At 50.9% G+C, this 12764-nt stretch carries 10 protein-coding genes; 2 read left to right on the top strand and 8 right to left on the bottom strand.

All coding sequences use genetic code 11. From position 1 onward, the window contains the following. Positions 1-12: 12 nt before the first annotated feature. The 3 genes from BWI93_RS18820 to rsmH are packed head-to-tail and all read right to left on the bottom strand — an operon-like array spanning position 13 to position 2467. Complete coding sequence (locus BWI93_RS18820; RefSeq protein WP_094814113.1) at positions 13-1056, bottom strand: hypothetical protein; 1044 nt, start codon at positions 1054-1056, stop codon at positions 13-15. A gap of 55 nt (positions 1057-1111) precedes the next feature. Further along, positions 1112-1483 (bottom strand): FtsL-like putative cell division protein, encoded by a 372-nt coding sequence (locus tag BWI93_RS18815; protein WP_094814111.1) that lies wholly within the window; start codon positions 1481-1483, stop codon positions 1112-1114. A gap of 51 nt (positions 1484-1534) precedes the next feature. Continuing rightward, positions 1535-2467, bottom strand: coding sequence for a 16S rRNA (cytosine(1402)-N(4))-methyltransferase RsmH (gene rsmH / locus BWI93_RS18810; protein WP_233207818.1), 933 nt, complete (start codon positions 2465-2467; stop codon positions 1535-1537). 283 nt (positions 2468-2750) lie between these two features. Between rsmH and BWI93_RS18805 the strand changes: the two genes are divergently transcribed. Continuing rightward, the gene (locus tag BWI93_RS18805; RefSeq protein WP_094814107.1) at positions 2751-3959 is read left to right on the top strand and encodes a peroxiredoxin; all 1209 of its coding nucleotides are present in this window, start codon (positions 2751-2753) and stop codon (positions 3957-3959) included. Between the two features lie 73 nt (positions 3960-4032). Here the strand turns inward: BWI93_RS18805 and BWI93_RS18800 are convergent, their stop codons facing one another. Further along, the gene (locus BWI93_RS18800) at positions 4033-4689 is read right to left on the bottom strand and encodes an ATP-binding cassette domain-containing protein (RefSeq protein ID WP_094814105.1); all 657 of its coding nucleotides are present in this window, start codon (positions 4687-4689) and stop codon (positions 4033-4035) included. Then, positions 4686-4988, bottom strand: coding sequence for a hypothetical protein (locus BWI93_RS18795; protein ID WP_094814103.1), 303 nt, complete (start codon positions 4986-4988; stop codon positions 4686-4688). Before BWI93_RS18795 ends, BWI93_RS18800 begins: the two co-directional genes overlap by 4 nt. Positions 4989-5378: 390 nt before the next feature. Here BWI93_RS18795 and BWI93_RS18790 point away from each other — a divergent pair, with 390 nt between their 5' ends. Then, positions 5379-6383, top strand: a complete 1005-nt coding sequence (locus BWI93_RS18790; protein ID WP_255157953.1) for a calcium:proton antiporter — start codon at positions 5379-5381, stop codon at positions 6381-6383. 119 nt (positions 6384-6502) lie between these two features. On the opposite strand, the gene BWI93_RS18785 is transcribed toward BWI93_RS18790, so the two are convergent. The 3 genes from BWI93_RS18785 to BWI93_RS18775 all read right to left on the bottom strand — a co-directional run bounded on the left by BWI93_RS18785 (position 6503) and on the right by BWI93_RS18775 (position 12617). Beyond that, complete coding sequence (locus BWI93_RS18785) at positions 6503-7747, bottom strand: efflux RND transporter periplasmic adaptor subunit (protein WP_094814099.1); 1245 nt, start codon at positions 7745-7747, stop codon at positions 6503-6505. Between the two features lie 44 nt (positions 7748-7791). Beyond that, positions 7792-12129 carry a CusA/CzcA family heavy metal efflux RND transporter gene (locus BWI93_RS18780; protein ID WP_094814097.1) on the bottom strand — a complete coding sequence of 1446 codons (4338 nt, stop codon included), beginning with the start codon at positions 12127-12129 and terminating at the stop codon, positions 7792-7794. Positions 12130-12287: 158 nt separating this feature from the next. After that, positions 12288-12617: a DUF6660 family protein gene (locus BWI93_RS18775; RefSeq protein ID WP_094814095.1), complete on the bottom strand. Its 330-nt coding sequence runs from the start codon at positions 12615-12617 to the stop codon at positions 12288-12290. Positions 12618-12764: the final 147 nt, after the last annotated feature.

Raw genomic sequence — 12764 nt, 5'->3', positions numbered from 1 at the left:
ACGTACTATCCTTTACGTGGTGCAGGTTGGCAATAGCTTGATTTCACCCGTTCGGGTTTCCATGACAATCGCTACGCCGTACTTGGCTTTGTACTGCTTCACGGCTTTCAGTAAAGCGGCTTCCGTAACATCCTGCATGTTGATGTTCAGGGTGGTATGCAAATCCAGGCCGGGTACGGGATGGTGCTCTTCGGATTCGTTGAGGGGTCGCCAGCTGCCGCGAAGATTCTCGAACCAGCCGTGTCCTTCCTGACCCACCAGTAGTCGGTTAAAGCTCTTTTCGATGCCCGTTGATCCCCGCATGACGGCCACGGCTGAACCATTGGGGTCTTTTACCAGGGAGTCGTCGGTTTTTCCCAGAATACGCGAAGCCGTATTCCGGAAGGGTTTTTCACGATTGGGTACCAACTCAAAGTTCAAACCCGTAGCGAAAAGCTTGACGCGGTGCAGGGGCTGCCATTTAAAGCGGAATTTTCGCCGATTCAGGGCTTTATCTTCGGCCCGTTCTTCGGGCGTAGCCTTGCGAATACTCGCCCACTGCGTTTGCTCGAAAAACCATTTTTTCTTCTCGTATGCGATGGGCCGGGGACTGATCGAAAGGTACCGGGGTTCGATCTTCCACAGGGCCGTATCGGTCTGAGCCTGGTTATAGGCCATCACTTCGAGCAGTCGACTTCGAGCGGTGAGGATGCGTTTGCGAAGGGTGGAAGCCGGTTCACCGAGCATACTACTCAGGTGAATCGTAAGCGAATCCAGGTTTTTATAGAAGTGAGCCGAATCGGCGGAGTGCCGAACGGTCACACTCAAATCAATGCCCACCCGGTATTCGGGTACGGAGGTAACGAGTAAGCTTCCATCGTCCGAGAAAATGTTACCACGGGTGGCCGGAATGATGCGGTAACGCGTATTTTCTGCCCGGCTTTTCCATTCGGGGCCTTCTACCTGCTGCACGTAAACGATACGGGCCGCAATGGCAATACTAAACACCAATAGCCCCGCCGAGACGATCACACTGCGGAAAAAAATCCGGCGTTTTAAATTCAATGCTTCAGCCATGGAATGAAGGTTGCGTTAGATAGGTCCGATGATTGCGTACTGAAATCTGGAAAAATTATTCGGGTTGAACGGGCTTTTTCGTGGGTAAAACGACTTTGACGGGCGGTTGTTCATTGCGATAATCACGCAGGCCCATGGGTGTTACTTTCTGCACGATCCGCGACTGCCGCGATTCCTGCATCAGCTTGGATTTTTCAAATGCCAGTTCGGCGTTGAGTTCGCTGATTTCCCGACGCGTACGGTCTGTATCCCGAATGAGCGATTCGCCGTGCAGTACCCAGGCTACGTAACTAATCATCAATACCACGACCAGACCTGCGTTGAGCAGCTTCTGATTGGCATTGGCCGGGCCCGCCCACTGACTCACCCGGAGCAGTTTAAAAATGGGCTCTAAATAATGCGAGCGTTTACTTTTCTCCGAAGACATACCTCCAACAATCGGGGTTCAAAATCTGGTAAATAGCTTTTCTGACGGGATTTATTCCAGTTCATTCGGCTCGGCAATGCGTAATTTGGCACTGCGGGCCCGGGGGTTCAGAGCTAGTTCTTCCTCGCTGGCTTCAATGGGCTTGCGGGTGACGGAGCGGAGTGGCTTGAGTTCATTCCCGTAGAGGTCTTTCTCGGCTTCGCCCTGAAATTTACCCGCCCGAATGAAGTTTTTAACCAGCCGGTCTTCCAGGGAATGATAGCTCATCACGACCAGCCGTCCACCAGGAGCGAGCACTTCGGGTACCTGTTCGAGAAATTCTTCGAGTACCTTCATTTCTTCGTTCACTTCAATGCGGATGGCCTGGAAAACCTGGGCGAAATACTTAAACTCCTTCCCACGGGGGGCGTACTTCTGTAATACGGATTTTAAATCCTGTACGGTTTCAATGGTCTGATTCTGACGGGCCGCGAATACCGCGTTGGCCAGCGTACGGGCATTTTTGATTTCTCCGTATAAACCAAATAGTTTATGAAGCTGGGCTTCGTCGTATTCGTTGATGACCTCCTTGGCCGAAAACTCCGCCTGCGGATTCATTCGCATGTCCAGCGGACCGTCGAAGCGGGTTGAGAAGCCCCGTTCGGGTACGTCGATCTGGTGGGAGGAAATACCCAGATCGGCCAGAATGCCGTCCACCTGACGAACCCCGTGTACGCGGAGGAATTTTTTAAGGTAACGGAAATTGGCATCAATGAAGGTAAACCGCTTGTCGTCGATGTGACGGGCCTCGGCCTTGGCGTCGGGGTCCTGATCGAAACTATAGAGCCGTCCCGTAGGCCCCAGCTGCTGTAAAATGGCTCGCGAATGGCCTCCACCACCGAAGGTCACATCTACGTAAGTGCCTTCCGGCCGTAGGTGAAGCCCTTCAAGACACTGGCTGAGCATAACGGGCTGATGGTAGTCGGGCGTAGGTTGTGAAGGCATGTACTGACGAAATGCTGTAAACGAAATGAATGTAAAATACGTCTGATATAAACCCGGAGAAGAGCGAATCTTCCCTGAAAAAGTAAAAATTCTTTAAAAATAAGGCTTAGGTTCTTGTGATGGAACTTTCCTTCGTACTTTATGCCTTTTGCTAACGATTTTATGGGCGGAGTATTGAGTTACAAGATTAACAAAATTTACAATTGTAAATCAACGCTCTGATAAATCAATTTTTCGAAGACGTGTTAAAAGGGTTTAAATCGCTGATAATCAATCTTCCCTCATGAAAAAAATCTTCTTACTGGGCTTAGGACTTTGGGGCACGCTGAATGGCTTTGCTCAGACACCAGTAAAAAAAGGAATTTGGCGGGCTGAAATCTTTAACAAGGGTGGAGCCCTGCCGTTCGGTCTGCAAATCGAGCCTGCCGGAAAAGCGAATACGTATTCCGTGTGGGCCATCAACGGCAAAGAGCGACTGAAAATGGACCAGTCGACCTTGCAGGGCGATTCGCTGCATATTCCGATGGATTTGTTCGATGCCGAACTGGTTGGAAAAGTATCCGGAAATCAGTTGACGGGCGTTTACAAGAAAAAACGCGGTAAGCAAACCCTCACCATTCCGTTCCGGGCGGAGTACGGGAAAAGCTACCGCTTTGCGGCTCAGCCTCAGCCGACGCAGTGGAAAATTGCGGGCAAATACGCCACCACTTTTGGCGAGAGTTCAAAAGCCGTCGGTATCTTCGAGCAATCGGGTAGTCGGGTCGCCGCCACGTTCTTAACGCCTACCGGGGACTATCGGTACCTTGACGGCGATATTATCGGCGATAGTCTGTTTTTGTCGGCTTACGACGGTTCGCACCTGATGCTTTTCAAAGCCAAACTGGAAAAGGACAAAATTGCGGGTCAGTTGTTTAGCGGGATGAGTGGGCAAACGCTTTTTGTATCGGTGAAAGATGAAACGGCGTCTTTACCCGACGAAAAATCGCTGACCTTCCTGAAGCCGGGTTACGACAAAGTATCCTTTAGCTTCCCCGAGGCAAAAACGGGTAAACCGCTGACGCTCGACGATCCACGTTTCAAAGGCAAAGTGGTTATTCTACAGATCATGGGTTCGTGGTGCCCGAATTGCATGGATGAAACAAACTTCATGGTACCCTGGTACAACAAGAATAAAAAACGCGGGGTTGAGGTAATAGGCCTTTCCTACGAACGCAGCGGCGAGTATCAGGTGGCTAAGCCCAAGTTGATCCGTATGATTGACCGCTTTAAAATTCCTTATCCAGTGGTACTGGCTGGGGTAGCGGATCAGACGGCTTCCGCGAGCTTACCGATGCTGAATAAAATCATGGGTTACCCCACGACGATTTACATCGATAAAACGGGCAAAGTCCGTGAAATCCATACCGGTTTCTCGGGTCCGGGCACAGGTAAATATTACGATCAGTACGTCGAAGATTTTAACCGTTTGATGGATAAACTGCTGGCTGAATAGTCCGAACGATTCGATCTGAAAAGCGTCGCTGAACTACCTGAGTTCAGCGACGTTTTTTTATAATAGGAGAAATTTATTCGTGCAAATAACCCCAGCGGATCAATTCATCGGGGTGTTGAATCAGGTAGGTTCGCTGGTTGGCAAGCAGGTACAGCGAATCGCTGATGGAGGTGATCGAGCGGTATCGATGATCCGTCAGAATAATACCTTTTCGTGTTTTTTCCTGTTGAAGCAATTCATGGAGCCGTTCAACCGCTACGGGAGAGAGAAAGGAAAAGGGCTCATCCAGCAACACAAAAGAGACGGGGCGGAAGAGCACTAAAAGGGTTTCGATTAACCTTCGTTCGCCACCCGATACTTGGTCCATGCGTTGGGAAGACAAAGGCTTTAATTCAGGCATGAGATTCTGTAATACCTGAATATTAGTATCGTATAGATCAAATACGGTTTTTACCCGGAAGGCGTCCGGTACAAAGGCCTGTTGGGGTAAGTAAGCCGCCAGGCCTTTTACGGAAAGTAAATCAGGTACCCATTGGCCGTTCACCCGAACCGACTTGAATTCAGCGGGAATAGCTCCAAAAATGGCTTGTAGAAAGCTACTCTTTCCGTTGCCATTTCGACCTAGTAAACCGGTAATTTTTCCGGTCTCTGCGTGGATAAAGCCTCCACTGATGACTACTCGCTGCTGAAACTGAATACGTACACTGTCGGCCGCTACATGCTGAATCATAACCAGAAAGAAGTGAATTGAAGGAGCAGGAGAAAACCCGTAAAGTCAATCAATAGTAAGGCGAGCAAAATCTCCCATTCGTGCAGATTCAGATTGTAGAGAAAGAAGAAGCTGTGCCGATAGGTATAACGGTACAGGATCAAACTCAAACTCCCCAAAAGTAGTTTCAGGAAGCAAAGCACACCCCATTCATGTGTAGGGCTAAAAGCCATAAGACCGCACAAACCCAAAGAGATAGCGACCGGAAATCCCGCCAACTGCGTATAGAAAAGAAGGAGAGCGTGTAGTTTTCGTTGCATATGGAAAGCTACGGTCTTTTTCAAACGCTTGCTTACGTCTTAACAAACATTAGCACCAGCAGTACGCAATCGGGTAACTCCAGGAATGACGATAAAAGAGGCCGAAAGTAGAGTCATAGCCTATAGTGATAACCGTTAGAGGTACCCGTCTGTAAATTCTTTACAGGCAAGATCTTTTAGGGCTTTCTGGAGAAATTCCATCAGAAATTTACAACAGAGCAGCGGGGATGAAAGTTGTAAGTATAGATGGATTGTTAATACATGTATCCGTTTTAGTTAATTATTGACGACTTCTATAAACTTTTTTATAAGATGCTATCAAATTTAAGGCTTCCCTTATGGTCAATGCTTAGCCCGGTTGCTGCCTGGGCTCTTTATTTTGGTGAAACGTTGGGATTTGGATTATGGTATGATTTGCTACTGGCTGTGGCCTTAATTAGTACGGTTTTGGCGGCTGTTCAGCACGCCGAGGTCATTGCCCATCGCGTGGGCGAACCGGCGGGAACACTCGTGTTGGCTGTAGCGATCACCATTATTGAAGTGGGATTGATTGTTTCGCTTATGATTGCCGGCGGGTCCGACTCGGGGGCACTGGCGAGAGACACGGTTTTTGCCGCAATCATGATTATTCTAACCGGAATCGTTGGGTTATGTCTGTTGGTAGGCGGGGTTAAGTATCAGGAACAACAGTTTGGCCGCTATGGGGTTAGTACGGCACTCGTTACGCTATCGGCCATTTCGATCTTAACCCTGGTTTTACCCAATTTCACCATCAGTATTCCGGGCCCTTTTTATAATAATAGCCAGCTGATGTTCGTAGCGGTTATTTCGCTGGTGTTATACGGTACATTTGTGCTGGTGCAAACGGTGCGACATCGGGGGTATTTCCTACCGGAAGATATAGAACATATGGTAGAAGAACCCGTGGAAGAACCTTCAGGAGCTACGGCTCTGGCTAGTGTTATACTGCTATTGGCTTGTTTGGCTGCTGTGGTTTTCATTGCGAAATTACTGGCCCCTACCATTGAACAGGGCGTGGTTCATATGGGGGCTCCCGAATCAGTAGTTGGTGTTATTGTAGCCGCCATTATTTTGCTGCCGGAGGGATTATCAGCCTACCGGGCCGCCCGAAGAAACCAGTTGCAAACGAGCCTGAACCTGGCCCTGGGATCCGCATTAGCCAGTATCGGTCTGACGATTCCTGCCGTTGCCATCGTGGCCATGTGCACGGGTCTGACGATCACGCTGGGGATTGACATGAAATCAACCGTACTACTTATCCTGGCCCTTTTTACGGTCACCTTATCCTTCGGCACGGGACGTACGACCATCATGCAGGGGGTGGTTTTACTGGTTCTTTTCGCTGTCTATCTGTTTACGACGATTGTGCCCTGAGAAAGATTAAAGCAGTACTCCGTTTAGTAGTATGATTAAAAGCAAATAGGCCCGCGACGAGATCGCGGGCCTATTTGCTTGTCAGACTTCAACCATTCATGAATAGTAGCAACATTCAATTAATGCGAATGCCCATGCTCACTGTTATTCATCACCGAAAGCAAATCATACGCCCCTTTCACCACAATGGTATTCGGTTTGACGGCCTCCGGTAGTTTTACTTCCACGAAGCCATTTTGGGTCAGTCCGGTTTGAATTTCCAGGCGTTTAAAGGGGTAATGCGTACCGCCTTCTTCTTTATGGGCTCCTTCGGAAACGAAGATGTACTGCTTATCACCGGAACGAACGATTGCCGATTCGGGGAGGGTAGCCGCCTCCGTACTGCCGCCCGAAATCTGAGCCGTCAGGTACGTGCCGGGTACCAGGTCGCGGCTGGTCTGATCCAGTTTGCAAAGGACTTTCACGGCTCGCTCCGGCGTAATTTCCCGCCCAATCAGTAAGACCGTCGCCGTTCGCGGGGTGGTTTCATGGCCGAGCTGTAGCTGGACTTTTTGTCCTGTACGAAGTTTGGAAAGATCCTTTTCGAAAACCGTCAGTTCGGCCTGGACGAAACGCGTATCCGCTAGTTCGGCCAGCATTTCGTTGGCTTGTACAGCCTTGCCCGTATTCACGTTCACGTGGGTCACGTAACCGCTGGAGGAAGCCCGTACCGCAATGCGATTCTGAATGCCTTTGCTCACCGCTGCGGGCGTCAGTTGCAGCAAACTTAACTTCTGACGAAGTCCCTGCAAACGGGCCTGTAGACCCTGTAATTCAGCACTGCTTCGTTGAAATGTCTTTGCTGCCGAAACGTTTTCCCGGCTCAGTTCGGACTGCCGCTGGTTTTCTTTTTCAGTGTAAGCCAGCTGACTTTGAGCTTCTAGGTACTCCTGTTGCAGGGTGATAAATTCCGGATTTTCCAGCGTTAACAGCACTTCGCCTTTGTTGACCCATTTTCCGGGAAGCAGCGTCGTACTGCGAACAATGCCGCCGTAGGGAAACGAAATACTGATCTGCTGTTGCGGCGGCATGGACAGTACACCCGTCACCTGAATGGTACCGGCCATCGCTTTTTGTTGTACCGAACCCAGCGTAATCTGGGCGGCTTTGTACTGCGTTTCGGTCAGCTCGGCTTCTTCGGCTTCGTGACCTTCTTCTTCATCGTGGTGATGATCGTGATCACCGTGATTATGGCCCTCATGATCATGGCCGGCCTCGCCGTGTTCGTGGGCATGACCCGCGTGTTCCGTTTCGGAAGTTTTTTTCTGACAGCTACCGAGGTATAATCCCAGGGTCAGCAACAGGAGAAAACGATAGGATTTCATAAGTAGAATACGTTTGAAAAGCGGGCTACCAGAGAGCCGCTGTATTATTTAATGCCCAGGACGAGTTCGAGCCGAAGGACGTTTTGATTGTACTCCTGAATGGTCTGGATGTAGCCGATTCGCAGATCGTTTGCGGTACTGATGCCCTGCAAATACTCGACGTAACCCATTTCACCCGCCTGAAAGCCCCGGTTTACCTGTCGAATGATTTCCTCGGCCTGGGGTAAGGCAGCTTCGGTATAGTAATCCAGCGTTTGCTGGAGTTTCTGAATTTCCTGCACCAGGGACGCCAGTTCGCCCTGAATATTCTTCTGTTGCTGATCGAACTGCTGTTGCTGGGCCTGCGTACTGAGTTCAGCCGCGGCCACCCGCGAACGGTACGCCTTGCCAAACAGCGGAAAACTAATGCCCACCTGAGCGGCGTGAAACCGATTGGCACTTGAGGCCGCATCCGTGGTGGGTGCTCCCAGCTTTATGGCTCCAATCAGGCTTTGATTGGTATAGGCCAGCGAAAAATCAGGCAAACGATTGGCCCGTTGCAGCTTGCGTTCGGCTTCGGCCAGCCTGATTTGTTGCGTATACCAGGCCAGTACGGGGTTATTCGTGATCTGAGTGGTGTCGGGCAAGTTCTTGGGAGCAAACGTCGCTGCTTCAATCGTGACGGGCTGATCGGCAAAAAGCAGCGTCTGCAAGCGGCGACTGGCAATCCGGATGTCGGCTTCGTTCTGGGTTCGCTGGGTTTGTACCTGACGTAACCGCGTCTGGGCAATCGTCGATTCAAGCGAACCAGCTTCGCCCGTCCGTAAGCGGACCTGAGCCGCCCGCAGAAAATTGGCGTACAGCGAATCCTGCGTTTGCAAGTACTTCCGCAGTTCCAGCAGGTAGGACAACTCGTACCAGGAAGACTTGACTTGATATGCCAGTTCGTTTTCCGAAACCAGCGTCTGAGCTTCCGCCGTTCGGGTCTGATTTTCCAGCACCGAAGCACGAGCCCGGAATACCGCCGGGTTGGGTATGGTTTGACTGATGGAGACGTTCTGATCGAATTTGTAGCTGTTATACTGTCCGAGCAGGGCCGTAACCTCGGTTTTGGGCATTTCGCGGGCTGTTTGCTGGAGCGTTTGCCGGGCCTTCACTTCCAGTCGGGAGGCCGCCAGGGAGCGATTGTTTTGCAGGGCCGTTTGTACGGCCTGTTCGGGGCTCAATGGGGTCTGGGCCTGACTCAGCAGCGGCGTAGCAAAAAGGAGCAGGAGTACCGCTAGCCCCTTCGTTTTCGGTCGAAAACCTTTTTCCAGATACATATACAGAATGGGAATGACAAAAAGCGTAAGCAGCGTGGAAGTAATCAATCCCCCAATGACGACCGTAGCCAGCGGTTTCTGTACTTCGCCCCCCGCACCCGTCGAAAGGGCCATGGGGAGGAAGCCGAGCGAGGCAACCGTAGCCGTCATCAAAATGGGGCGTAGCCGGGTATTCGTACCCTGAAGAATCACCTCAGTCAGGTCTTCAATACCGGATTTTCGCAGGTAGTTAAACTCTCCAATCAGTACGATGCCATTCAGTACCGCCACGCCAAACAGAGCAATGAAACCCACACCCGCCGAAATACTGAAGGGCATATCCCGCAGGACCAGAGCGAAAATGCCTCCAATGGCCGCCATCGGAATGGCCGTGAAAATCAGTAAAGACTGGCGGATGGACTGAAACGTAAAGTACAGCAACGTGAGAATGAGACCCAGGGCAACGGGTACGGCGATGGACAAACGACCCGTGGCTTTTTGCAGGTTTTCGAACTGACCGCCGTAAGTGACGTAATAGCCCGTCGGGAATTTGACCTGCTGTTCGATTTTCGCCTGCAACTCTTCCACGACACTTCTGACGTCCCGACCCCGCACGTTGAAACCAATGGTAATCCGGCGTTTGGCGTCTTCCCGCTGAATCTGATTAGGTCCCAGTTGCAGGGAAACATCCGCCACCTGTTGCAGGGGAATGTGATTACCGTTGGCTGCCGTTACGAACAGATTCTGGACGTCTTCAATGCGTTGCCGGTTTTCGGGAGCGAAGCGTACGACCAGTTCAAAGCGTTTTTCGCCTTCGTACACCAGTCCGGCCGATTCGCCTGCGAAGGCCATACTCACCGCCTGATTGACGGTAGCAATGTCCAGACCAAACTTGGCGAGTTTATCCCGGTCGATACGGACGATGATCTGCGGTAAGCCGGAAATTTTTTCCTGATATACATCCTTTGCTCCATCGACGCTCCGGACCAGACCCACCACCTGCTGTTGCAGGCGGGCCAGTTCGTCCAGATTCTCACCAAAGATTTTGACGCCCACATCCTGCCGGACGCCGGAAATCAATTCGTTGGATCGGAACTGGATGGGCTGAGAGATGCCGAAGTTCACACCGGGAATGTCTTCCAGAGCTTCCGTCATCTGGTTGGCAAGGTCTTCACGGGTGCGGGCGGAGGTCCATTCTTCTTTGGGTTTAAGCTTAATTGTCAAATCACAGGCTTCCATCGGCATGGGATCGGTGGGGATTTCGGCCGCTCCAATTTTTCCAATGACCTGCGTGACTTCCGGAAAACGTTTCATCAATAAATCCGAGGCCTGCGTAACCTTATCGACGGTTTGAGTGATTGAACTGCCCGTGAGCAACATGGTTTCGGCCACGAAATCACCTTCTTCCAGGGTAGGAATGAATTCGCCACCCAGTCGCGTAAACGTCCAGATTGAGAGGGCAAATACGCTTAGCGATACGAGTAATACGGCAACCCGATGACGTAATGCTCCGCGAATCAGCGGGGTGTATTTTCGGTGGAAGAAGGCCATCAGTCGGTCGGAAAGCGAAGGTTTATGTGTAATGTTCTTACTGAGCAGCAAGGCCGTCATCATGGGCACGTAGGTCAGCGAAAGCAGAAAAGCACCCAGAATGGCAAAGCTTACGACCTGAGCCATGGGTTTGAACATCTTGCCTTCAATGCCCGAAAGCGTCCAGAGGGGCAGGTACACGATCAGAATGATGATTTCCCCAAAAGCCGCCGAACTCCGGATTTTACGAGCCGATTCGTACACTTCTTCATCCATTTCGGCCTGCGTGAGTCGACCTGGTTTTCGTAAGCCAAAGTGGTGCAACGTAGCTTCCACAATGATCACCGAGCCATCGACAATCAGTCCGAAGTCAATGGCTCCGAGGCTCATCAAATTGCCCGATACGCCCAGCCATTTCATCAGCGAAAAGGCAAAAAGCATGGACAGTGGAATCACCGAAGCCGTAATGAGGCCCGCCCGCCAGTTCCCCAGAAACAGAACCAGTACGAAAATGACGATGAGGGCTCCCTCGACCAGGTTTTGCGTAACGGTACCAATGGCTCGTTCAACGAGTTCACTGCGTACCAGAAAAGGATCAATGACGACGCCTTCGGGTAGGGTTTTCTGAATCTGCTCGACCCGTTTTTCGACTCGTTTCACGACCTCGTTCGAGTTTTCCCCTTTCAGCATCATTACCAAACCGCCCACGGCTTCTCCTTCACCATTCCGGGTCAGAGCCCCGTACCGATTGGCGTAACCGAAACGTACCTGAGCCACGTCACGAATGAGAATGGGCGTACCGGCAGTAGTATTCCTGACGACGATCTTTTCAATATCTTCCAGCGTACCTACCAAGCCTTCCGACCGGATGAAAAGAGCCGTAGGTTTTTTGTCGATATACGCCCCACCGGAGTTCTGGTTATTCCTTTCCAGAGCCGTGAAAATGTCGCTGATGCTGAGGTTGTAACTGCGAAGTTTTTCGGGCTGAACCGCCACTTCGTACTGTTTCAGAAATCCGCCCCAGCTGTTAACTTCCGCAACGCCGGGTGTACCCAGCAATTGTCGCCGTACATACCAGTCCTGAATACTCCGCAGACTCATGGCGTCGTACTGCTTTTCGTAGCCTTTTTTGGCGTGAAGGGTATACTGGTAAATTTCGCCGAGTCCGGTTGAGATGGGCGAAAGTTCCGGGTTGCCTACGTTTTCCGGAATCAGGTTCTTGGCCTCGGTAAGACGTTCGTTTACCTGCTGTCGGGCCCAGTACAGGTCCGTTTCTTCGTGAAAAACGACGGTAACCACAGACAAACCAAAGCGGGAAATGGAGCGTACTTCCTCAATTTCCGGAATACTGGCCATCGTTTGTTCAATAGGAAAGGTAATGAGCCGTTCGACTTCGGGAGCCGCCAGCGAAGGCGTCAGGGTAATGATCTGCACCTGATTATTGGTAATGTCGGGAACGGCATCGATGGGCAAGCGACTTAGGGAGTACGACCCCCAGCCAATCAGAGCCAGAATGACCACGCCCACAATGAGTTTATGGTCAATCGAAAACCGAATGATTTTATCCAGCATGGAAAGAAAATACGAAAGATGAACGGTAAAATGGGAGAAAAGAGGGAAGCAAGTACCGTACGCCTACCGAAGCATTCTTGATACCAAGCGACATATGCGTGCGGAAAAATCATCCATTTTCCAGAAAAAACGGATCGTATGGACACACTGCTCCCGGCTTAGGCCTGCAGGGGCGGTTGCCAGATCGAAAAAGCATAGCCTTGCGGCTGGGCGAGGATGTACCAGAACGAAGGTTTGTCTGGCGAAAGAGAAAGGGAGGTACTGGTAAACTCGGGTACGGTCAGGAGCGTAGCTACAAAGCCACCCGTACAATGGCAGACGCAAAAGGGCGAACACAGGGCGTGTTCGTGCGAATCTTCATCGTGATCCTGCGTCTGGATACTTACCTGTGTCGTTGTTGAGGCCGTACGTACGTGGTGATGCTCGGTACAGGGAGCTACCGAAAGAATCAACGTGTACAAAGCCAGAAACAACGCAAGGATTCGCATGCGGCAAAGATAAAGAATGGCTGAGGGAATATGTTCTTTGGGGGAGATGAATTTTGTGCGGGCAGACGGAGAGTTGATAGGTACTAGTGGTTGGTTGATAGTGAATGGAATCTCGGTTTTAAAATACAAAGAGCTGGTAACGCCATC

This window comes from Siphonobacter sp. BAB-5385, assembly GCF_002261125.1.
Classification (GTDB): Bacteria; Bacteroidota; Bacteroidia; order Cytophagales; family Spirosomataceae; genus Siphonobacter.
This window is presented reverse-complemented; position numbering and strand designations above follow the sequence as displayed.